Here is a 22,270-nt window from a genome sequence, read left to right as displayed (position 1 = left end):
GCATCCCTGGCAATGTGTCGCGTATCTTACACGTCTCTTTGATACAAAAGATGACGGCAAATGCGCCGCAAAGCTCAGGCTTGCTGTACGAAGGTGAGGCGTATCGCAAAACCGATCAAAAGACTGCCAAACAGCCATTGCTGAAGGCGCTGGGCGGACGGGCTGCGTTCCAGCCAGCGGCCGATTCTTGCGCCGGCCAATCCATAGCAACTGTCGAATCCCAGGCCGACCGCCACCAGAATCGCCCCCAACAGCGCAAACTGCGCCGTCACCGATGCGCCATGTGGATCAATGAATTGCGGCAGCAGCACGGAGCAGAACAGCAGCGCCTTGGGGTTGAGCAGGTTGGTCAGCAAACCCCGCTGGAAGGCTTCGCGCCAGGCATGCGCCGGCGTCGTGCTGTGCTCGGCGTTCAGGTTGGGCAGCAGGTTTGAGCGCAGGCACTGCACGCCGATCCACAGCAGATACGCCGCACCGCCCAGGCGCACCACATCGAAGGTCCAGGGTGCGACCTTGAACAGGGTCGCCAGGCCCATCCCCGCCAGCGCCACGTGGCAGGCTCGCGCCAAGCCCAAGCCGCCTGCGGTTGCCAGTGCCATCGCCTTGCCCTGGCGGGCGCCGGTTTGCAGCAGCAGGATCATGTCCGGGCCGGGCAGCAGGTACACCACTGCCAACGCGACTAAAAACAACCAGAGTTCTGCCATGTGCCTGCCCCTTGCGGTAGGTGATTCGTAGGGCAATTTTAGGGGCGAAGGCCGGGGCAGGTGCTTGCGTAGTCAGATGGAAAAGCGTCTAGTCTTGGCACAATCTGCCACTTTTTTCGGGCGAAACATTTCACTTATGCCAAATCTGAAGCTGGACGCATTTGACCGCAAGATTCTTGAAGCCCTGCAACGGGATGGCCGGCTGAGCAACGTGCAACTGGCGGACGAGATTGGCCTGTCGGCCTCGCCCTGCTTGCGGCGTGTGCGGCTGCTGGAAGAGGCCGGGGTGATTCGTGGTTATCAGGCAAGCCTGGACCGGGATGAAGTCGGGTTGGGGCTGACGGTGTTTGTCGGGGTGAAAGTGGAGCGGCATAACGACGAACAGGCGGAGGCGTTTCGGTTGGCGGTGACGGCGCTGCCCCAGGTGATTTCGGCGTTTCTGGTGTCGGGGGAGTCGGATTTCCTGCTGCAAGTGGTGGTGCCGGACTTGCGCGGGTATGAACGGTTCCTGACCGGGAGCTTGTTGAAGTTGCCGGGGGTGAGTGATATCCGCAGTAACTTCGCGATTCAGACGGTGAAGACGCCCGGGGCGTTGCCGCTGAGTCACCTTCCCGGCTAGATCGTTCCCACGCTCCGCGTGGGAATGCCGCCCTGGACGCTCCGCGTCCGCTCTAAAAGTCGTGACGCGGAGCGTCACCGGATGCATTCCCACGCAGAGCGTGGGAACGATCAGATAATGACGCCGGGGGCACCTTCCCGGCTGGTGCTTTCTTATTGTGGTAAGGACGCTTGTTGTGGCGAGGGAGCTTGCTCCCGCTGGGCTGCGTAGCGGCCCCAAAATCCTGGGAGCGCTGCGCACTCCAGCGGGAGCAAGCTCCCTCGCCACTGGGGTTGTGTGGATTTGGGGAGGAAGGTGGTCGTCAGGTCCACCAGTAGCGCACGAGATGAAAGAAGATCGGCGCGGCAAAACACACTGAATCCAGCCGATCCAGCATCCCGCCGTGCCCTTCGATCATGTGCCCCCAATCTTTCACGCCGCGGTCGCGCTTGATCGCTGACATCACGATCCCGCCCGCAAATCCCAGCAGGTTGATCAACAGCGCAATCAGGAACGACTGCCAGGGGTTGAACGGCGTGGTCCACCACAGCGCCGCGCCAATCAGCGACGACAGCAGAATCCCGCCGACAAACCCTTCCACGGTTTTAGACGGCGACAAGTTGGGCGCGATCTTGTGTTTGCCGAACAGCTTCCCGCACACGTACTGCAACACGTCCGACAGTTGCACCACGATCACCAGGTAGGCAATCAGCAGCAGGTTGCGGCCTTCGTAGCCGACGATATCCAGGGTCAGCAGCGCCGGCACGAAGGACACACAGAACACCGCGATCATCAGCCCCCATTGCACCTTCGATGCCCGTTCCAGGAAGTGCGTACTGTCGCCGCCCAGTGACGCGAGGATCGGCAGCAGCAGGAACACGTACACCGGGATGAAGATCGAGAACAGCCCGTACCAGTCGAAGTAGATCAGCAGGTATTGCAGCGGCAGCGCCAGGTAGAAGGCCGCCACCAGCGCCGGGTAATCGCTTCGCCGGGTCGGCGTGAGTGTGAGGAATTCCCGCAGGGCATAGAACGACACGGCGTAAAACAGCAGGATCACCGCGCCGGTGCCGAGCCAGAACGCCACGCCGATCACCACCACCATCACCCACCACGCATTGATGCGGGCGTTGAGGTTGTCGATCACCGCGTTGGGTGTGCCACGGGTGCGCAGTTTGAGGATCAGGCCGATCAGCGAGGCGAGCACGAGGATCGCGCCGATCCCGCCGAACAACATCAGGGTTTGGCTATCCATCTCAGGAATGCTCCGGGGCAAGGGCGAGCAAGGCGTCGCGGGTGCGGGCGAGGAACAGCGCCTTGTCTTCGCCGTCCTCCAGTTGCAGCGGTGCGCCGAAGCTGGTGGTGCACAGCAAGGGCAGCGGCAGCACACGGCCCTTGGGCATGACCCGGTTGAGGTTGGCGATCCACACCGGGATCAATTCGGCTTGTGGATAACTCTTGGCCAGGTGATACAGCCCGCTTTTGAACGGCAACAGGCCGTCTTCCAGGTTGCGCGTGCCCTCGGGAAAGATGATCAGCGAGTCGCCGTTTTCCAGGGCCTGAAGCATCGGCGCCAGAGGGTTATCCACAGGGTCCTTGCGCTCGCGGTCGATCAGCACGCCGTTGAACACCCGGTTGATGATGTAGCGGCGCAGGGCGCTGGTGTTCCAGTAGTCGCTGCCGGCCACCGGGCGGGTGAATTTACGCAGGTTCTGCGGCAACGAGGCCCACAGCAGCACGAAATCGCCGTGGCTGCTGTGGTTGGCGTAGTAGATGCGTTGCACCGGCACCGGCGCGCAGCCAAGCCACAGGCTGCGGGCGCCGGTGACGGTGCGGGCCATGGAGGTAATCAGGGTGGCGACCACAGGTTCGAACATGAGGATTCCTTATCCGGCGAAGGGCAGCCAGGGGCTGGCCAGGATGACGGCCACGGTCAGCAGCACTTGCGCCGCCAGCAGGTAGGCTTGCTTGCGCAACAGTTTCAGGGCGCCGCGACGGCGCTCGGTCCAGGGGCGGCCTGCGCGTTTGGCGGATTGCAGGCCAAGGGTTTGCATGGCCTGGTCGAAGTCGGGCGTGCGGTCGGTGTCGCGGGCGAGCAGGGCGAACAGGTCGGCGTCGAAGGCCACCCGCAGCGCCCAATATTTTTCCAGCAGCCCGAGCACAATCATCCACAGGCTGAGGATCAGGCAGACCGGCGTGATGCTGGCCATCAGCAGTTGAGCGAGGCCGAACAGTACGCCGAGCAAGGTCAGGCCTGTGGATAACTGATCCAGGGAACGGCCCCGCCGCAGCAGGCTGGCGACGACCTGTAATTCCATATCAGCGGGCATGGGCTAAACCCTCCAGGGCTTCACGGTGCGCGGAATGCAGGACCACACGTGGGCGTGCTGTACGAATAATAGCCACCGCCTCGTCGACATTGCCTGCGCGCCCGGTATGCAGCAGCCATGCAGCCACGGCGGTGGCGCTGCGTGAGTAACCGAGGGCGCAGCACACCAGCAAGGGTCCGGTTGAGCGTAGCCGCTCTATCGCTTGGGCGGCTTCCACGCATTGCGCTGCAGTGGGCGCCGTGAGATCGAGCACTGGCAGGCTGTAGTAGGCGCGACCCTGTGGATTAATCGGCAATTCGGCGCACAGATCGACCACCGCCTTGAATGATCCCAGCTCACCGCTGGTGGGAATTCGCCCCAGCCAAACGTTATCCACAACCTGATCGGGCTGTGGATGTCTACGTGTCCACAGGCGGGAATTGATCCAGGCAGCCACCAGATAAGGCGCCAACAACCAGCGCGCCGCCGGAGTGAGTCGTCCGTCGGCGCGTTTCTGAAATCCCGAAACGCCCAGTACCAGGTAATTCGCCTTCATCAAGCCGAGGGATACCGCCGGCCAAAGCAGCCACAACCAGCCGCCGCCAAGGGAAAACGCCAGGATCAAACACACCAGCGACCCGAAGCCATAGCGCAGCCCCAGGCGCCAACGCTGGCGGTCCCTGGTCAGCTGGGCATTCAGCAGCGGGCTCGGATGTTCCAGCGGCCACAGCCACACGCACATCCAGCCGGCGAGGGCGCCTGTGGGTAAGTCAATAAAGTGATGTTGATAAGTGGTCAGCACCGAAAGGCCGATCAACGCGAACCAGCCATGCACCAGCCAGCGCCACAGGCCCTGGCTATGCCGCTGATACATTATCCACAGCACCACCAGCAGCGCGATGTGCAACGACGGCGCCTGGTTGAACGGCTTGTCGAACCCGGCGAGTACCGCAAACAGCCAGCCAAACACGCCGTCCAGCGCCGGCCTTTCAAAGGTGAAGCGCAAGGGCCAGATCAGGAAGCAGGTGACGGCAATCACTTGGGCCGTCAGCAGGCGCAAGGCATGTTGTTTCAGTTCATGGCGGGTGCTTGGCAGTAGCAGGGAGAAACCGTAGAGCAGGTCGATCGACCAGTAGGGCACGATGGTCCAGGCCCAGAACGGGATATGGGTTTCCCAGCCGAACACCATCGTGCCCACGTCGCTGCGCTGGCTGGTGACCCACGTGGCAAAGCCGTAGGTGCTGAAAAACAGCGGCGCCAACAGCAGCAGCCACAGCACCGCCGGTTTCAACAGGCCCGGTTCACGCATGGGTCAGGCTCGCTGTGCCAGGGACACGCTGAAAATCCCCCACTCATCCACGCGTTGGGTGATCTTGCGGAAACCGGCGGCTGCCACCAGTTGATCCATTTCCGCCTGGCTGCGCCGGCGCATTACCCAGGCCTGGCCCTGGCGGTGGCTGGTGAGGGCGCGGGCGATCAGTTCCAGTTGCGGATGCCACGGTTGGCCGGTGTACACCAGATAACCACCGGGCTCCACGGCTTCGGCCAAGCCCGCGAGCGAGCCACCGACCATCGCGTTATCCGCGAACAGTTCATATAGCCCGGACACCACCGCCAGCGTCGGCTTGGGTTCCAGCGCCGCAAGGTCCGCCCGGTCAAACGCATCGCCTTTGACGAACTGGGCGATATCCCCCAGCCCTTTTTCACGAATCAGCGCGCCACCGTCGCGCACGTTGATATCGCTGTAGTCCCGCAGCAGGATCGATTCCGGCAACGGCGAAACGCCCTGCAAGGCTTCCAGAATGTACCGACCATGCCCGGCGGCGATGTCGACGATGCGCACTTCCCGCTGCTCGTCCCGCAGCTTGGCCATCGCCAGGCGCAGCAGCTCTTCCACGTTCAACTTGCGCTGACGAATACCGCGCCAGCCGATGGAGTTCAGGTAATTGGTGTCGATCATCCGCCCCAGCCCGCCTTTGCCGGTGGGTTTGTTGCGGTACACGTAGTCCAGGGTGCTGCCGGAGTCGAAGCCGGTGTCGAAACCGAGCTTCACGCCATCCGACAGTTTGCTGCCCAGGCCCATGCTGGCGCGGGTCATGCGCCAATACAGGTCGCGCAGGGAGTTGCGTGGCAACGGCGCGGCGAGGGACTCGGATTCGGCGCAGGTCAGGCCAATCCTGTCGGCATCCAGCAAGGAGGCGCGGTCCAGCGGGTGTTCGAAGTTCTGCAGGATAAAGCGCCGGGCGCTGCTCAAGGCCACGGCACGATCACGTTCACCGAGGGTGTCGTGGAAGAAGCCGGGGAGTATGTGCAGCTCTTTCTTCAAGCTGCCGAGGCGGTCGAAAAACTGCTGCTGGGGTTTGCGGTGCACCACAAAGTCCGAGCCGGAGATCAGCAGTTGGGTCGGTACCTGAATTGCCTGGGCATCGGCTACAACCCTGTCGGCCGCTTCGTACAGGCCCAGCAGCACATTCACGGAAATGGCTTTGGTGATCAGCGGATCACTGTCGTAGGACGCCACGCGCTCCGGGTCATGGCTCAGGAACTTGGCCTTGACGTAGCTGTTGACGAAAAAGTTGCCGCGAAACTTGCGCATCAACGCCAGGCCCGGCCGGGCGAAGGGCACGTAGAGTTTGACCTTGAATGCGGGGGAGGCGAGTACCAGCGAGCGAATCTTCGGCGCGTAGTCGTGCACCCAGGTGGCCGCGATCACCGCGCCGACGCTTTGGGCGATCACTGCGAGGTGTTCTTCCTCGATGTTGTAGGCGCTGCGGATATGGTCAACGAAAGTCTGCACGTCCCGCGCACTGGTGGCGAAGCTCGGGCTGTCGCCGCGCGCGCCGGGCGATTGGCCGTGGCCACGGGCGTCCCAGGCGAAGAAGTCGAACTCCGGCAGGTTCAGCTCGTCCACCAGGTGGGCGATACGACCGGAGTGTTCGTGGCCGCGATGGAACAGCAAGATCGCCTTGCGCGGCGCAAAGCCCGCGGGTGCGGTGGCGGGCCAATGACGGTAGAAAAGCTCCACCCCGTCATGGGTGCTGAAGGTGTGCTCTTGCTGTTCACGCATCGCAAAATCCTTATGCAGAAGGGGAGGTGTTCGTTTCTTCTTTCAAGCCTTGGCGCACGCGGTTGACCAGGGTGTAGGCCAGCAACGCCGCGACCAGCCACATCACCGCATCGACCCAACCGGCACCCAGCCAGCCCAGCGCTACGCCGGTGGCCAGCACCCCGAGCACAAACGCCCGATCACTCTTGCCCATCGGGCCGTCGTAACGCCGGGAAGCCCCGACCATCGGCCCGAGCACGCCGGCGTATTCGCTGAACACCGCCAGCAGCGTCACCAGCAACACCGGCGCCAGGCTGACCTCGGGGATCAGCGCAAACGGCAGGATCAGTGCGCTGTCGGCGATCACGTCACACAGTTCATTGAGGTAGGCGCCGAGTCGCGACTGCTGGCCGAATTCCCGGGCGAGCATGCCGTCGATGGCATTGAGGGCCATGCGCAGGATCATCCACAGCGGGATCAGCGCAAACAGCCACACATGTTGTGCGAAGCCGGCAATCAGCAATCCCACCAGCAGGGAAACCACCCCGGCCAGCACGGTGATCTGGTTGGCGGTGGTGCCGTTGTCGTAGAGGCGCTGCACCAGCGGGCGCAGCAGGTTCTGAAAACGCGGTTTAAGCTGATAGATCGAAATCATGGGGAGTGACGCTTCCTTGTCCGTAAGCCCGCGAAAAACTCTGGGGAGTGTGCCGATTTATCACCGCTGAAACCAGTGATGGCTCGTGTTTCTGGGGCTTTCGTCACTATCTGTGTGAAACCAAACAAAAATTTCACGCTTCGGGTTATAGAGTAACTAATTGTTTCTGGGTGGGCGTTTGGGGATGCGAGTGGATCTAGACGCTGATGACGTGGCCATCGAAGGGCTGCCGCGTTTTCAGCAGGGGTTGTTTCATGCCCGCCGGTTAAGGCAGGCCGGCATTGGCCTGACGGTGCTGGCGGTCGGCGGCTGGATGCTGGCGCTGTTTGTGGCGCTGTTCGCCCCGCTGTCGATCTGGCCGGTGGTGCTGATCAACTGCGCCTCGGCGTTGCTGGTGCTGGTGGCTGGCTTGCAATCGGCGTGGTGGGTCGCGGATTGGCGGGCCATGGCGCTGGAGGAGCCGGCTGCACGGCTGATCGAACCGCCGCTGCCACAAGAAGAACCTGGCTGGCTAAACCGGCAGTTCGGTCGCGTCGGTAACGGCTTGCTGGTGCAGATTGGCGCACCGGTGTTCTGGCTGTGCGGCTGGTCGTTGCTGGCATTCTTCAGCGTTCTGGAATTCTGGAGCTTGACCTTGCCCGCCGCGGCGCTGGGCCAGGCTGCCAGTGTGGGCGCCGCCATTGCCTTGGCACTGGCGTTCGGCTTGCTGGTGTTTGAACGGCGCATGGCCCAGGAAAGCACCGCCCAATGGCCGGAAGCGGTGCAACTGGCGCAACTGGGCCGGGTGGCGATTATCTGCCTGGTGATCAGTGCGATTTGTCTGCTGTTTGCCGGTGAAGAGTCCGTGTGGCCCTTGCGCCTGGCCGTGTTGGTCGGCCTGTTGCCGGCCCTGGTGGCGCTGGAGTTTCTGCTAAGAGGCCTGCTGTCGCTGTTCAGCCCGCGCCAGGAGCGGCTTGAACCGCGCCTGATGGCGCAAAGTTTTATCGCCGGGATGCTGCGCTGGCCGCCGCAACCGTTGCTCGCCCTGCAGCACGAACTGCACAACCGTTTCGGCATCGACCTGCGGCAGATCTGGGCCTTCACCTATATGCGCCGGGCATTCCTGCCAGTGCTGGTGGTGGTGCTGGCCGTAGGCTGGTTGCTGACCGGCGTGCATGAAGTCGCCCTGCAAAGCCGTGGGATCTATGAACGCTTTGGCAAGCCGGTGGAGGTCTTCGGGCCTGGCCTGCATGCCGGTTTGCCGTGGCCGCTGGGTCGCGTACTGAACGTGGAAAACGGCGTGGTCCATGAGCTGGCCACCAGCGTTGGCGAAGCGGCAAACACCGACGTCGCTCCGGCCGAGGGCCCGGCGCCGCTGATCGCCAATCGCCTGTGGGACGCCAGCCATGTAAATGACAAATCCCAGGTGATCGCCAGCAGCAGCGGCGACAAGCAGAGCTTCCAGATCGTCAATATGGACGTGCGCTTTGTGTACCGCATCGGCTTGACCGACCAGGCCGCACTCGCCGCCACCTATAACAGCGCCGATGTGCCCACGCTGATCCGCAGCACCGCCAGCCGCATCCTGGTGCACGAGTTTGCCTCGCGAACCCTCGATGAATTGCTGGGTGAAGAACGCAACAGCCTCGCCGATGAAATTGGCCAGGCGGTGCAAGCGGACCTGAAGAAACTCGACAGCGGCGTGGAAATTCTCGCCACCGTGGTGGAAGCCATTCACCCGCCCTCCGGTGCGGCGAATGCCTACCACGCGGTGCAAGCTGCGCAGATCGGCGCCCAGGCGCTGATTTCCCGGGAGCGCGGCGCTGCCAGTGAGCAGACCAACCAGGCGTTGCTGCAAGCCAGTACCGCCCGCGACCAGGCCCAGGCCACGGCCCATGAAGTCAGCGCCGGCGCCCAAGCGGCGGACCTGCGCTTCAGCGCCGAACAAAAGGCCTATCAACAAGCCGGCCAGGCCTTCGTGCTGGAGCAGTACCTGAGCCAACTGAGCCAGGGCCTGGCCCACGCCAAGTTACTCATTCTTGATCATCGCCTGGGCGCCAGTGGCGCACCGACCATCGATCTGCGTTCCTTTACCTTACCGGCCGACCCTGCGGTGCCGCGTAAAGCCGTTCAATAAGGAGTTCATCTGTTGAGCGCTCATTCTCACGATCACGCAGGCCATGGTCACCACCACGGCCACCATCATCACCATCATGGCGATGAACACGAAGCCGGCCCGTTCCCCTGGCGGCGTATGGGCTGGGCGGTATTGCTGGTGCTGTTCGCGGTCGCCGCAGCGAGCCTGGTGCAGGTGCGTTCCGGTGAAGCCACGGTGATTACCCGCTTCGGCAACCCGTCGCGGGTATTGCTGGAGCCGGGCCTGGGCTGGCGCTGGCCGGCGCCGTTCGAGGCGGCGATTCCGGTAGACCTGCGCCTGCGCACCACCTCCAGCGGTTTGCAGGATGTGGGCACCCGCGATGGCCTGCGGATCATCGTGCAGGCCTACGTGGCCTGGCAGGTGCAGGGCGATCCCGACAACGTGCAGCGCTTTATGCGTGCGGTGCAGAACCAGCCGGATGAAGCGGCGCGGCAGATTCGTACCTTTGTCGGCTCGGCGCTGGAAACCACCGCCGCCAGTTTCGACCTGGCCAACCTGGTGAACACCGATGCCAGCCAGGTGCGCATTGCCGATTTTGAAGCGCAGTTGCGCCAGCAGATTGATCAACAATTGCTCACCACCTATGGCGTGCGTGTGGTGCAGGTGGGCGTTGAACGGCTGACCTTGCCCTCGGTGACCCTCGCCGCCACCGTCGACCGCATGCGCGCCGAGCGCGAGACCATCGCCACGGAACGAACCGCCGTGGGCAAGCGTGAAGCGGCGCAGATTCGTTCGGCCGCCGAGCGTGATGCGCGAATCGTCCAGGCCGACGCCACGGTGAAAGCCGCCGACATCGAAGCGCAATCCCGGGTGGAGGCTGCGCAGATTTATGGCCGTGCCTACGCCGGCAATCCGCAGCTGTATAACCTGCTGCGTTCCCTCGACACCCTTGGCACAGTGGTCACGCCGGGCACCAAGATCATCCTGCGCACCGACGCCGCGCCTTTCCGCGCGCTGGTGGATGGGCCGAAGGATGTCCAGCCATGAGTGAGCGGGAAAGCCTCGACAGCCCGTGGATCCAGGCTGGACGGCTGACGTTCCTGGCGCTGTATGCGGTGACGGTATTGGCCGCGCTGGCGTGGGCGTTTTCCAACGTGCGCCAGATCGACCCGCAGAACCGCGCCGTGGTGTTGCACTTCGGTGCGCTGGACCGGATCCAGAATGCCGGGCTGCTGCTGGCCTGGCCGCGTCCGTTCGAGCAAGTGGTGCTGTTGCCCGCCGCGGACCGGGTGATCGAGCGCCGGGTGGAAAACCTGCTGCGTTCCGATGCGGCCACCCAAGCCGATCGCGTGGCCAGTTTTGCCACGCCGCTGAGCGATGCCCTGGCCGGCTCCGGTTACCTGCTGACTGGCGATGCCGGCGTGGTGCAACTGGATGTGCGGGTCTTCTACAAGGTCACCGAACCCTATGCGTTTGTGTTGCAGGGCGATCACGTGCTGCCGGCGCTGGATCGACTGGTCACCCGCAGCGCTGTGGTGCTGACTGCGGCGCGGGATCTGGACACGATTCTGGTGGCGCGCCCCGAGTTGATCGGCGCCGACAACCAGGCCGCCGAACGCCGCGAACGGCTGCGTGGCGACCTGGTGCGCGGCATCAATCAACGCCTGGCTGACCTGGCGTCCACCGGCCTTGGCCTGGGCATCGAAGTCACCCGGGTCGACGTGCAATCGAGCTTGCCGGGCCCGGCGGTCAATGCCTTCAACGCAGTGCTGACCGCCAGCCAGCAAGCCGACAAGGCGGTGGCCAATGCGCGCACCGACGCCGAAAAACTTACCCAGACCGCCAACCAGGACGCCGACCGCGCCGTGCAAGTGGCTCACGCCCAGGCCAGCGAACGGCTGTCCAACGCCCAGGCGCAAACCGCTACCGTCGCCAGCCTGGCCCAGGTCCAAGACCCAGGCCTGTTGCTGCGCCTCTACCGCGAACGCCTGCCGAAGATTCTCGGGCAGGCCGGCTCCGTGACCACGGTTGACCCTAAAGACGATTCCCGCCTGATCATTCAGGGAGCCGAACAATGACCGCCCACGCAGCCCCGATGCTCTCGTCGGCCGAACAACGCAGCGCCGCCCGGCAACTGACCCTGGCGATGCTCGCCCTGGGCCTGCTCAGCCTGGGCCTGGTATGGCGCTGGCTGGCGCCGGACCAGACCGGCGTGAGCCAACTGCTGTTGGGCGTCGCCTCATTGCTGGTGGCCGTGCCCGTGATGCGCTCGGCCTGGTACAGCCTGCGGTATCCAAGTTTGCATGGCATCACCGACCAACTCATTGCGCTGGCGATGCTCGGCGCCTGGGCTACCGGTGACCTGCTGACCGCCGCGCTGCTGCCGATCATCATGATCTTCGGCCATGTGCTGGAAGAGCGCAGCGTCATCGGCTCCCAGGAAGCGATTCATGCCCTGGGCAAGCTGACCCGTAGCCACGCACGGTTGGTGCAGGCGGACGGGACGATCCTGGAAGTGGACAACGGCATCCTGAAGACCGGCGATATCGTCGAAGTGCGTGCCGGTGACCGCGTGCCCGCCGACGGCGTGGTGCTGTCGGGCCAGGCCAGCCTCGACACCGCGCCGATTACCGGTGAATCAGTGCCGCTGGAAGCGAGTGTCGGCGTGCAGGTCTTTGGTGGCGCGATCAACCTCGACGGTTTGCTGCGCCTGGAAGTGACCCGCACCGGCAATGAGTCGACGCTGGGCAAAGTCATCGCCCTGATGCAGAGCGCCGAACGTTCGAAGCCGCCGATCACCCGATTGCTGGAGCGCTACGCCGGCAGCTACATGGTGCTGGTGCTGTTGCTGGCGGCGGTCACCTGGTTTGTCACCAATGACGCCCAGGCGATGCTCGCGGTGCTGGTGGCGGCGTGCCCGTGTGCTTTGGTGTTGTCGGCGCCGGCCACGGCGATTGCGGGCATTGCGGTGGCGGCGCGTCACGGCATTCTGATTCGCAGCTCGGCGTTTCTCGAAGAGCTGGCGGACCTGACGTCCCTGGTGGTCGACAAGACCGGCACCCTGACGTTTGGCACCCTGCGTTTGCAGTCCATCGACACCCGCGAGCCGGATCGGCAAGCACTGCTCAATCTGGCGGCCAGCCTCGGCTCGGCCAGCAGCCACCCGGTCAGCCGGGCGTTGGCGGGGCTGGCGACTCAGGAACACATGCTGGTGTTGTCGGATATTCGCGAGCGGCAGGGCCTCGGTGTGGTCGCCCAGACCGGGCAGGGCGAAGCCGCCCTCGGCCGGCCGGAATTGTTTGAGCAACTGGGCATCACGACCACGGCGGTCCCCAATCACGACGGCCCGATTGCCGGGCTTGCGTTGAACGGGCAGTTCCTTGCCTGGCTGTTGCTGGCGGACAGCGTGAAACCTGAAGCGCGCCAGGCGATGAAAGAGCTGCGTGAATTGGGCCTGGGGCGCCAACTGCTGCTGACCGGCGACCGCCAGAGCGTGGCCGACAGCCTGGCGTTGGAAGTGGGCATCAGCGACGTCGAAGCCCAGGCGTTGCCGGAGGACAAACTCAATCGCGTGCTGGGGGAAATCGGCAGCGGTTTCCGGCCGATGGTGGTGGGCGACGGGATCAACGATTCCCTGGCGCTCAAGGCCGGCGTGGTCGGTGTGGCGATGGGCGCGGGCGGGGCGGATATCGCGCTGGCGTCGGCGGACGTGGTGCTGATCGGCAGCGACCTGCGGCGCCTGGGCACGTGCGTACGCTTGAGCCGCCAGTGCCGGCACACGCTGCAGGTCAACGTGATCATCGGCCTGGGCTGGACGCTGGCGATCGTGGTGTTCGCCGCATTTGGCTGGCTGGGCGCGGCGGGCGCGATGATTGCGGCGGTGCTGCACAACCTCAGTACGCTGCTGGTGCTGGGGAATGCGGGGCGCTTGTTGCGGTTCCAGGAGCCGTTATTGAAACTCGAGGAATAAATTTTTCAGTCGTGCTGTAACGCCATGGGGGGACCTCACTCTAGTGCTATGTCGAGACTGAACAATCCGTTCAGACCGGCTCCACTACCGATCATGAGGAATACAAAATGAACTTCAAAAACGCCGTTTCCGGTGCCGCCCTTGCTATCGCCGCTGCTGGCATGTTCGCCGGTGTTGCCACCCAGGTACAAGCCGCTGACGCGCCGGTTCATTGCTATGGCGTCAACGCCTGCAAAGGCCAGAACGACTGCAAGACCGCAGAGAACGCCTGCAAAGGCCAGGGTGTTTGCAAAGGTCACGGCTTCCTGTCGATGAGCAAGGCGATGTGCGACCAGAAAGGCGGCAAAGTCGGCGAGTAACCGACAACCGAGTGCAACCGCAGCGGGCACCCCCTCCGCTGCGGACACTTTCCCCAGGAGTGTTTTTATGTCCGCTTCCCTTCCGAGTCTGGGTTACGGCCTGGGTCTACGCAGCGAGTACTACCAGCAGATCCTTGAACAATCGCCGGCCGTGGATTGGTTCGAAGTGATCTCCGAGAATTATCTGGTGCAGGGCGGCAAGGCCTTGTACTACCTGGATGCGATAGCCGAGCGTTATCCCCTGGTGATGCATGGCGTGTCCCTGTCTATCGGCGGGCCCCATGCCCTCGATACCGATTACCTGAAACAACTCAAGCAGCTCTCCGAGCGCATCCGGCCGGCGTGGATTTCCGATCACCTGTGCTGGAGCCGTGGCAACGCGCACCAGTTGCATGACTTGCTGCCGCTGCCCTACACCGAAGAAAGCCTGTACCACGTCGCCGCTCGCGTACGGCAGGTGCAGGATGTGTTGCAGCGCCCGTTCGTGCTGGAAAACGTCTCCAGCTACGTGCGCTCCAAGGCGGATGAGTTTACCGAATGGGAATTTCTCAACGCCCTGACCCATCTCACCGGCTGCCAGTTGCTGCTGGACGTGAATAACGTCTACGTCAGCTCGCGCAATCACGGGTTCGACGCCTGGGAATTTATCCGCAACCTGCCGCCCGAAAGCATCCGCCAACTGCACCTGGCCGGGCATATGGATTACGGCGACTACGTGATCGACACCCATGACCATCCGGTATGCGATCCGGTGTGGGCGCTGTACCAGCGGACCCTGGAGCACCTTGGGCCAGTCTCGACCTTGCTCGAACGCGATGACCATTTCCCGCCTTTCCAGGAGCTGCTCGACGAGTTGAACAAGGCCCGCGAACTGGGCGCGAGCGCGCTGGACAGGAGAGCGTTATGCGCCTGATCGATTGGCAATTGGCCTTTGAGCGGCATTTGCTGGCCGAGTCTTCCACTGCCAGCAACAGCTTCAGCGCCACCTTGATCGGCGGCCCGACCCTGGATGTCGAGACGGGCCTGGCGATTTACCACAACGCCTATCACGCCCGGTTGCAGGAAGTGCTGCGCGATGACTTCAGCGCCGTCTGGTATTGGCTGGGGGACGAGGAGTTTGCAGCGTTGGGTTCGGCCTATATCTGCCGTTATCCCTCGGCCCATTACAGCCTGCGCTGGTTTGGCGAGCGGTTCCCCGGGTTTATCGTTGAGCATTATGGCGAGCAAGGTTTGGCGCCTGCCGAGCTGGCGCGGCTCGAATGGGCATTCACCCTGGCCTTTGATGCACCGCAGGGCGAGCCGTTGGCCCTGCAAGACATGGCAACGCTGCCGCCCGAAGACTGGCCAGGGCTGCAGGTGCAGTTCGTGCCCTCGGTGCAGCAGGTGCTGTGTGATTTCAACAGCCTGGGCATCTGGCGTGCGAGCAAGGGCGAGTGGGACTTTCCCGGCAGCGAAGCCCTGCCATTGGCGCAGGTGTGCCTGGTCTGGCGCCATCAGAATGTCTGCCAATACCGCAGCGTTGAACCGGCGCAAGCCAGCGCGCTGACAGGCATGGTCGCCAACGGTTGGAGTTTTTCCGAACTGTGTGCCGAGTTGGCAGTCACTTACCAGGAGGGCGCGCCATTGCAAGCGGTTACCTGGCTGAAACAGTGGGTCCAGGAGGGTTTGCTCCAGCGGCGGGCACCATAGAAAGGCGCTATTGTTTCGATAGCCTGCTAATTTTTCCGTGGATGGTCTACCCTCATTTCAGACGTCTGAAACAAGGGGGGACTACTCATGCTCGCGCAACTTCCACCGGCCTTACAGAATCTCAAGCTACCGCTGCGTCTTCGACTCTGGGACGGCCATGAATTCAACCTGGGCCCGGATCCCAGCGTCACCATTGTGGTCAAGGACCCCATGATGGTTTCAAAGCTCAGCCATCCGACGCTCGACTCACTGGGCGAAGCTTTCGTCGAGGGCAAACTGGAGCTGGAAGGCTCCATTTCCGAAGTGATCAGGGTCGTTGACGAGTTGAGTCATGCCCTGGTTGATGACGACGAGGGGAGTCGTCCGGTGCGTTCGATCCACGACAAGGCCACCGACGCAGCGGCTATTTCCTACCATTACGACCTGTCCAACGAGTTCTACCAGCTGTGGCTGGACCGCGACATGGCCTATTCCTGTGGGTATTTCGAAACCGGCAGCGAATCCCTTGATCAAGCCCAACAAGACAAATTCCGCCACCTGTGCCGCAAATTGCGGCTGCAGCCGGGGGAGTATTTGCTCGACGTGGGCTGCGGTTGGGGTGGGCTGGCGCGGTATGCCGCGCGGGAATTCGGGGTCAAGGTGTTCGGTATCACCCTGAGCAAGGAACAGCTGGCGCTGGCCCAGGAGCGGGTGAAGGCCGAAGGCCTGGAAGACCAGGTAGAGCTGACGCTGCTCGACTACCGCGACTTGCCCCAGGATGGCCGGTTCGACAAGGTGGTGAGCGTGGGGATGTTTGAACACGTTGGCCACGCCAACCTGGCGGAGTACTGCAAGATTCTCTACGGCGCGGTGCGTGAGGGCGGCCTGGTGATGAACCACGGGATTACCGCCAAGCACATTGATGGCCGGCCCGTGGGCCGTGGCGCCGGGGATTTTATCGAGCGTTATGTGTTCCCCAACGGCGAGTTGCCGCATCTGTCGATGATGACCGCAGAGATCAGCGACGTGGGCCTGGAAGTAGTCGACGTCGAAAGCCTGCGCCTGCATTACGCGCGCACGCTGGATCACTGGAGCGAGCGCCTCGAAGACAACCTGGAAGCGGCAGGCAAGATGGTGCCGGAACAAGCCTTGCGCATCTGGCGCCTGTACCTGGCCGGCTGTGCGTATGCGTTTGCCCGGGGCTGGATCAACCTGCATCAGATTCTGGCGGTGAAACCCCATGCCGATGGTAGCCATGAGCTGCCGTGGACGCGGGATGACCTGTACCAGTAAGCAATGGTACCGGTGATCTGAATGTGGGAGCGGGCTTGTGTGGGAGCGGGCTTGCTCGCGAAGGCGTTGTATCAGAAACACGTTCAGTGACTGACACTCCGCTTTCGCGAGCAAGCCCGCTCCCACATTGGGTTCGGTGCAAGCCTTACAAAATTGGAGAAATCAGCCGCGCGATCCGCATGCCCAATTGTTGCAGGCGGTGGGTCTGGCGGTTTTCTTCCTGGCTGATTTCATGGGCCAGGGCGAAGTCTTCCAGCAGCATGTGCTCCACCTGGCTGGCGAAAGTGTCATCTACCGTCAGCAACATCACTTCGAAATTCAGCCGGAACGAGCGGTTATCCAGGTTCGCACTGCCGATGGCGCTGATTTCACGGTCGACCAACACCACTTTCTGATGCAGGAACCCTGGCGTATAGCGGAATACCCGCACCCCGGCGCGCACGGCTTCGATCGCATACAGGCTGGAAGCGGCGTAGACGATGCGGTGATCCGGCCGTGACGGCAGCAGCAGGCGCACGTCGACACCGCGCAATACCGCCAACCTCAAAGCCGCAAACACCGCCTCATCGGGAATGAAATACGGGCTGGTGATCCACACCCGCTCGGTGGCCGCATGAATGGCCTCGACGAAAAACAGCGAGCAGGTTTCATAGGGGTCCGCCGGGCCGCTGGCCAGTAATTGGCAGAGTACGCCGTCGTCCGGGTAGGTATCCGGCAGCAGCAGCGGCGGCAACTCACGCGAGGCCCAGAACCAGTCTTCGGCAAACGACTCCTGCAAGCACGCCACCACCGGGCCGCTGACTTGCACATGGGTGTCACGCCACGGCGCCAGCGGCGGTTTCTTGCCCAGGTACTCATCGCCGACGTTATGCCCACCGACGAACCCGGTAATGCCATCCACCACCACGATCTTGCGGTGGTTGCGGAAGTTGACCTGGAAGCGGTTGAGCCAGCCGCTGCGCGTGGCGAAGGCCTTGACCTGCACCCCGGCGTCTCGCAGCGACTGCACATAACGATGGGGCAGGGCATGGCTGCCGATACGGTCGTACAGCACGAAAATGGCTACGCCTTCGGCGGCTTTTTCCTTGAGCAAGGTGTGCAGTTGGCGGCCAAGTTCGTCGTCATGAATGATGAAGAACTGGAACAGCACAGCGGTCTTTGCCGAGCGAATCGCCTCGAAAATCGCGCTGAACGTAGCCTCGCCATTGATCAGCAAACGCACCTGATTATTCGCCAGGCACGGCATGCGCCCCAGCTTGGGCATGGCCCGTAGCGAAGCGTAGGCCTGGGAGTTGCGCGCGGCCAATGCCTCTTCAACCCATGGGCGCCAGTTCAGCTCGGTGATCGCCTTGTGCATTTCCTGGTTGGCCTGGCGCCGCGCCTGAATGTAGGCGTCGAAGGTGCTCCGGCCAAAGATCAGGTAGGGAATCAGCGTCAGGTAGGGGATGAACATCAGCGACAATGCCCAGGCAATCGAGCCTTGGGCGGTCCTGACGGTCAGCACCGCATGGATGGCGGCGAGGGTGCCCAGAAAATGCAGGGTGGCAATGAAATAGGCGAGCAGGTGCGGGCCAAAGAAATCCATGGACAACGGTACTCCTGACGAACAAGTGCCTAACAGACCATGTTCGGCCACGAATGTCGCTATTTTATTTGCTGTGCAACACTGGCGCTTTTGCGGCGTCTAACGCCGACAATTGCCCAGGAGTTACCCGATGAATGCTCGTCTGCTTGGTTTGGCCATGGTTGTTGGTTTGACGCTGCCTGTGGCGGCGCAAGCGCAGATGTTGGCGCCGGGCTTGTGGGAGTTGACCACCAGCAACATGAAGGTCGATAACCAGGACCTGCCGGACTTGTCGCTGATCCTCGGTCAGCTCAAGCAACAGATGACCCCGGAACAACGCGCGATGCTTGAGAAGCAAGGCATCACCATGGCCGGCAAAGGCGTACAGGTGTGCCTGACCCCGGCCCAGGTGGCGTCCGATTCCATCCCGCTGACCGACCCGCAATCGGGCTGCAAGCAGGAAGTGACGGACAAGACCGGCAACCAATGGAAATTCCGCTTCAGTTGCCCGAAAGCCCAGGGCACTGGCGTGGCGACGTTCCAGAGTCAGCAGGAATTCACCACTACGGTTAACGGTACCTTCAACGCCACCGGCGTACAGCAGAAGGGCAGCCTGGACACCCATGCGCAGTGGTTGGGCAGCAACTGCGGCACGGTCAAACCCCGCGCTTAACCTAAGACATACCCCGATCAAAATGTGGGAGCGGGCTTGCTCGCGAATGCGGTGAATCAGTCACAGGTGTATTGGCTGACCCACCGCATTCGCGAGCAAGCCCGCTCCCACATTTGATTGGATTGCCAGGTACAGAGTCTCTTCAGCGCTGAAAATGCAGCGGCAGCCCCTGGCAACTGTCGTGCACGCGCCCGTCGTGCCAGGCCAGGTGGCCGGACACAAGCGTGGTGCTGACGCTGTGCCGGAAGCTGCGCCCGGCAAAGGGCGTCCAGCCGCAACGGGCCAGGATCGGCTGGCTGCTGACGGGTTTGCCGTGAGGCTCGGGTTGGATCAGCACCAGGTCGGCCCAATAGCCTTCGCGCAGGTAGCCACGGTCGGGGATCGCAAACAGGTCCGCGACCCGATGGCTGGTTTTCGCCACCAGCGTGGTCAGCGGCAGCAGGCCGTCGGCGACCAACTCCAGCAGCGCCGGCAGGGCGTGTTGCACCAGCGGCAAGCCTGACGGCGCTTCGCGATAGGGCAGTTGTTTTTGCGCCCAGGTGTGCGGCGCATGGTCACTGCCAATTACATCCAGACGATCACTCAACAATGCCAGGCGCAAGGCGTTGCGGTCGGCGCGTGTCTTGATCGCCGGGTTGCATTTGATCTGGTGGCCGAGGCGGGCGTAGTCGCGGTCATCGAACAAGAGGTGATGCAGGCAGACTTCCGCCGTGATGCGTTTTTGCGCCAGGGGTTTGTCTTCGAACAGCACCAACTCCCGTGCGCTGGTGATGTGCAGCACATGCAGGCGCGTGCCGTGCCGCTTGGCCAGTTCCACCGCCAGGGACGAGGAGCGATAGCAGGCCTCGGCATCGCGGATCAGCGGGTGTGCTACGGCAGGAATGTGCTCACCGAAACGCTCGCGCATCCTTTGCTCGCGGGCCAGGATGCTGGGGGTGTGCTCGCAGTGGGCCAGGAGAATGGTCGGCACCTCGGCGAACAGACGCTCGAGGATCTTCGGATCATCCACCAGCATATTGCCGGTAGACGCACCCATGAACACTTTGACCCCGGCGACTTCCCGCGGGTCCAGCGCGGCGACGGTGTCGAGGTTGTCGTTGCTCACTCCGAAGTGAAAGCCATAGTTGGCCACCGAATGCAGCGCCGCGCGGCGCTTCTTGTCGGCCAGGGCTTCCAGGTTCAGGGTCGCCGGGTTGGTGTTGGGCATGTCCATGAAACTGGTGATTCCACCCGCCACCGCCGCGCGGGACTCGCTGTAGAAGCTGCCTTTGTCCGGCGCGCCGGGCTCTCGGAAGTGCACCTGGTCGTCGATCATTCCCGGCAGCAGCCACTGGCCTTGGGCGTCGATTTCCACGGTGGCGTTGGCGTTGTCGATGCTGCCGGCGATCTTCTCGATACGGCCATTGGCGACCAGCAGGTCAGCCTCGAATTCCTCGCCTTCGTTCACCAGGCGGGCGTTGCGGATCAGCAGGCGGCTCATGGTCAGAACTCGTTTTGCAGGGCTTTGTAACCCAGCACCAGGTCGACGTTGGTGCGTGCCACGTCTTCGGAAAACTCCGAAGCGCTGACACTCACCGGCGGAAACTGGGACAGGTCGGTGTTGGGGCCGATGCGGGTGGTGGAGGGCACGTAGAACGCGTCGGGCAAATCGCGGCCGTCGACTACAGAATTGTGCCGCACCACGCAGCCATCGCCGACGACGCAATTGAACAGCACGCTGTTGAAGCCGATGAACACCCGGTCACCAACGGTGCAGGGCCCGTGGACGATGGAGCGGTGGGCGATGGAGGTGAACTCGCCGATGGTTACGGCGGCGCCGGATTTGGAGTGGATCACCACGCCGTCCTGGATATTCGAATTGGCACCGATGGTGATCGGGTCCATGTCACCGTTGGCGTCGACTTCGTCGGCGCGGATCACCGCGTAAGGGCCGACAAATACGTTTTCGCCGATGATCACCTTGCCGCAGATGATTGCGGTTTTGTCGACGTAGGCCGATTCGGCAATCACGGGCAGATCGCCGGAAGGGTTCTTGCGGATCATGGGTCAGGTTCCTTGAGAGGCGCGGTGATGATGTTTACGTGATGGCCGTCGATGGCGTTGTAGAAACAGGTGGGCCGGCCGGTGTGGCAGGCCGGGCCTTGCTGGTCGACGATCAGCAATACCGCGTCGCCGTCGCAATCCAGGCGGGCCTCCACCAGCAGTTGCCAGTGGCCCGAGGTTTCGCCCTTGCGCCACAGTTGCTGGCGCGAGCGGGACCAGTAGCAGACGTGCCTGGTGGCCAGGGTTTCGTCGAGGGCCTGGCGGTTCATCCAGGCCAGCATCAACACTTCGCCGCTGCCGTGTTGCTGGGCGATGGCGGCAATCAGTCCATCGCTGTTCCACGGCAGGGCGTCGAGCACGCTATCGAGTGGAAAGCGGCTGCCGATGGCAGCCTCTTCCAGGTCAAGCATGCTCAGGCTCATGGCTTGCTCAGGGCCGCGCACAGGGTGTTGAGGTTGTATTCGAACAGGCCGGTAAAGGTGCTGGCCGGACCTTCTGCAGCCAGGGCGTCCGAGTACAGCGTGCCGCCGATCTGCGCGCCGCTCTCATCAGCGATCTGCTGGAGCAGACGCGAGTCCTTGATGTTTTCCATGAACACGGCCTTGACCTTGTCCTTGCGGATCTGGGTGATCAGCGTGGCGACTTCGGCGGCCGACGGTTCACGTTCGGTGGACAAACCTTGAGGCGACAGGAACTCGATACCGTAGGCCTGGCCCAGGTAGCCGAAGGCGTCATGAGAGGTGACGATGCGACGGTTACCCGGTGGCAGCGCGCCAAACTTGGCCTTGGCTTCAGCCAGCAGGCGGTAGATTTCTTTCAGGTACACCTGGCTGTTGTGCTCGTAGTCGGCCTTGTTGGCCGGGTCGGCAGCGATCAGCGCCTTGGTGATGTTGTTCACGTAGATAACGGTGTTGGCCAGGTTGTGCCAGGCGTGCGGGTCGGGGATGGTTTCGCCGTCCTCTTCCATGGTGTGGGAGAGCACGCCTTTGCTCGCAGTGACCACAGTGGCCTTGGTCTCGGTGCTGGTGACCAGGCGATCCAGCCACGGCTCGAAGCCCAGGCCGTTCTTGATGATCACCTTGGCCTTGAGCAGGGCCTTGGCATCGTCTGGTGTTGGTTCGTAGGTGTGGGCGTCGGCGTCGGGGCCGACCATGTTGCTGATCTGGATATGATCGCCACCGACCTGGTGGGTCATGTCGTCAAGAATACTGAAGCTGGTAACCACCTGAAGCTTGTCGGCAGCCTGGGCCGTCGCGAACGACAGCGGCAGCAACACACTGAACAGCACGAGTAGAGCGCGCATCGGGAAAC

Annotated in this window: 22 protein-coding genes; 10 read left to right on the top strand and 12 right to left on the bottom strand. The window is 62.8% G+C overall.

The genetic code is table 11. The features are described 5' to 3' along the window. Positions 1–74: 74 nt before the first annotated feature. A complete protein-coding gene (locus C0058_RS32370; RefSeq protein WP_102370199.1) occupies positions 75–704 on the bottom strand; it encodes a LysE family translocator in 630 nt (209 codons plus the stop codon). A 145-nt stretch (positions 705–849) separates the two neighbouring features. On the opposite strand from C0058_RS32370, the gene C0058_RS32365 reads away from it, so the two are divergent. Next, on the top strand, positions 850–1,323 hold the full coding sequence (locus tag C0058_RS32365; RefSeq protein WP_032899927.1) for an Lrp/AsnC family transcriptional regulator: 474 nt from the start codon (positions 850–852) through the stop codon (positions 1,321–1,323). 301 nt (positions 1,324–1,624) lie between these two features. On the opposite strand, the gene C0058_RS32360 is transcribed toward C0058_RS32365, so the two are convergent. The 6 genes from C0058_RS32360 to C0058_RS32335 are packed head-to-tail and all read right to left on the bottom strand — an operon-like array spanning position 1,625 to position 7,312. Beyond that, on the bottom strand, positions 1,625–2,557 hold the full coding sequence (locus C0058_RS32360) for a phosphatidate cytidylyltransferase (RefSeq protein ID WP_063033761.1): 933 nt from the start codon (positions 2,555–2,557) through the stop codon (positions 1,625–1,627). 1 nt (position 2,558) lies between these two features. Further along, positions 2,559–3,179 carry a 1-acyl-sn-glycerol-3-phosphate acyltransferase gene (locus C0058_RS32355; RefSeq protein WP_003213522.1) on the bottom strand — a complete coding sequence of 207 codons (621 nt, stop codon included), beginning with the start codon at positions 3,177–3,179 and terminating at the stop codon, positions 2,559–2,561. A 9-nt stretch (positions 3,180–3,188) separates the two neighbouring features. Further along, entirely contained in the window at positions 3,189–3,632 is a 444-nt protein-coding gene (locus tag C0058_RS32350; RefSeq protein ID WP_003213520.1) for a hypothetical protein, read from the bottom strand. After that, the gene (locus C0058_RS32345) at positions 3,622–4,920 is read right to left on the bottom strand and encodes a phosphatase PAP2/dual specificity phosphatase family protein (protein ID WP_087694581.1); all 1,299 of its coding nucleotides are present in this window, start codon (positions 4,918–4,920) and stop codon (positions 3,622–3,624) included. Before C0058_RS32345 ends, C0058_RS32350 begins: the two co-directional genes overlap by 11 nt. Before the next feature lie 3 nt (positions 4,921–4,923). Further along, entirely contained in the window at positions 4,924–6,678 is a 1,755-nt protein-coding gene (locus C0058_RS32340) for a bifunctional alpha/beta hydrolase/class I SAM-dependent methyltransferase (protein ID WP_003213517.1), read from the bottom strand. Between the two features lie 10 nt (positions 6,679–6,688). Further along, on the bottom strand, positions 6,689–7,312 hold the full coding sequence (locus C0058_RS32335) for a CDP-alcohol phosphatidyltransferase family protein (protein ID WP_102370198.1): 624 nt from the start codon (positions 7,310–7,312) through the stop codon (positions 6,689–6,691). Between the two features lie 184 nt (positions 7,313–7,496). Between C0058_RS32335 and hflK (C0058_RS32330) the strand changes: the two genes are divergently transcribed. From hflK (C0058_RS32330) to cfaB, 8 genes are all read left to right on the top strand, one after another. After that, positions 7,497–9,428 carry a protease modulator HflK gene (hflK, locus tag C0058_RS32330; RefSeq protein WP_102370197.1) on the top strand — a complete coding sequence of 644 codons (1,932 nt, stop codon included), beginning with the start codon at positions 7,497–7,499 and terminating at the stop codon, positions 9,426–9,428. Between the two features lie 9 nt (positions 9,429–9,437). Beyond that, positions 9,438–10,436 (top strand): protease modulator HflC, encoded by a 999-nt coding sequence (gene hflC / locus C0058_RS32325; RefSeq protein WP_161635746.1) that lies wholly within the window; start codon positions 9,438–9,440, stop codon positions 10,434–10,436. Then, positions 10,433–11,467 carry a protease modulator HflK gene (gene hflK, locus C0058_RS32320; RefSeq protein WP_003213508.1) on the top strand — a complete coding sequence of 345 codons (1,035 nt, stop codon included), beginning with the start codon at positions 10,433–10,435 and terminating at the stop codon, positions 11,465–11,467. Before hflC ends, hflK (C0058_RS32320) begins: the two co-directional genes overlap by 4 nt. Continuing rightward, positions 11,464–13,359 (top strand): cation-translocating P-type ATPase, encoded by a 1,896-nt coding sequence (locus C0058_RS32315; protein WP_102370196.1) that lies wholly within the window; start codon positions 11,464–11,466, stop codon positions 13,357–13,359. Before hflK (C0058_RS32320) ends, C0058_RS32315 begins: the two co-directional genes overlap by 4 nt. 107 nt (positions 13,360–13,466) lie before the next feature. Beyond that, positions 13,467–13,718 (top strand): hypothetical protein, encoded by a 252-nt coding sequence (locus C0058_RS32310; protein WP_102370195.1) that lies wholly within the window; start codon positions 13,467–13,469, stop codon positions 13,716–13,718. A gap of 67 nt (positions 13,719–13,785) precedes the next feature. After that, complete coding sequence (locus tag C0058_RS32305; protein WP_003213501.1) at positions 13,786–14,631, top strand: DUF692 domain-containing protein; 846 nt, start codon at positions 13,786–13,788, stop codon at positions 14,629–14,631. Continuing rightward, complete coding sequence (locus C0058_RS32300; protein WP_102370194.1) at positions 14,622–15,407, top strand: DNA-binding domain-containing protein; 786 nt, start codon at positions 14,622–14,624, stop codon at positions 15,405–15,407. The genes C0058_RS32305 and C0058_RS32300 overlap by 10 nt, the downstream gene beginning before the upstream one ends. An 87-nt stretch (positions 15,408–15,494) precedes the next feature. Then, positions 15,495–16,679 carry a C17 cyclopropane fatty acid synthase CfaB gene (gene cfaB / locus C0058_RS32295; RefSeq protein WP_008439517.1) on the top strand — a complete coding sequence of 395 codons (1,185 nt, stop codon included), beginning with the start codon at positions 15,495–15,497 and terminating at the stop codon, positions 16,677–16,679. Between the two features lie 145 nt (positions 16,680–16,824). Here cfaB and cls read toward each other — a convergent pair whose 3' ends face one another. Then, positions 16,825–18,264, bottom strand: coding sequence for a cardiolipin synthase (cls, locus tag C0058_RS32290; RefSeq protein ID WP_003213496.1), 1,440 nt, complete (start codon positions 18,262–18,264; stop codon positions 16,825–16,827). A 130-nt stretch (positions 18,265–18,394) separates the two neighbouring features. Between cls and C0058_RS32285 the strand changes: the two genes are divergently transcribed. Next, a complete protein-coding gene (locus C0058_RS32285) occupies positions 18,395–18,916 on the top strand; it encodes a DUF3617 domain-containing protein (protein WP_003213494.1) in 522 nt (173 codons plus the stop codon). A 142-nt stretch (positions 18,917–19,058) separates the two neighbouring features. Here C0058_RS32285 and C0058_RS32280 read toward each other — a convergent pair whose 3' ends face one another. The 4 genes from C0058_RS32280 to C0058_RS32265 are packed head-to-tail and all read right to left on the bottom strand — an operon-like array spanning position 19,059 to position 22,262. Continuing rightward, a complete protein-coding gene (locus C0058_RS32280) occupies positions 19,059–20,396 on the bottom strand; it encodes a dihydroorotase (protein WP_102370193.1) in 1,338 nt (445 codons plus the stop codon). Between the two features lie 2 nt (positions 20,397–20,398). Next, positions 20,399–20,959 (bottom strand): DapH/DapD/GlmU-related protein, encoded by a 561-nt coding sequence (locus C0058_RS32275; RefSeq protein WP_087694587.1) that lies wholly within the window; start codon positions 20,957–20,959, stop codon positions 20,399–20,401. Next, positions 20,956–21,381 (bottom strand): phosphoribosyl-AMP cyclohydrolase, encoded by a 426-nt coding sequence (gene hisI / locus C0058_RS32270; RefSeq protein ID WP_003213487.1) that lies wholly within the window; start codon positions 21,379–21,381, stop codon positions 20,956–20,958. Before hisI ends, C0058_RS32275 begins: the two co-directional genes overlap by 4 nt. Then, positions 21,378–22,262, bottom strand: a complete 885-nt coding sequence (locus C0058_RS32265) for a metal ABC transporter substrate-binding protein (RefSeq protein WP_003213485.1) — start codon at positions 22,260–22,262, stop codon at positions 21,378–21,380. The genes hisI and C0058_RS32265 overlap by 4 nt, the downstream gene beginning before the upstream one ends. Between the last annotated feature and the right edge of the window lie 8 nt (positions 22,263–22,270).

It is taken from the genome of Pseudomonas sp. NC02, assembly GCF_002874965.1.
In the GTDB taxonomy this organism is placed as follows: domain Bacteria; phylum Pseudomonadota; class Gammaproteobacteria; order Pseudomonadales; family Pseudomonadaceae; genus Aquipseudomonas.
The sequence above is the reverse complement of the archived record's forward strand: the minus strand, read 5'-3'. Positions and strand labels throughout refer to the sequence as shown.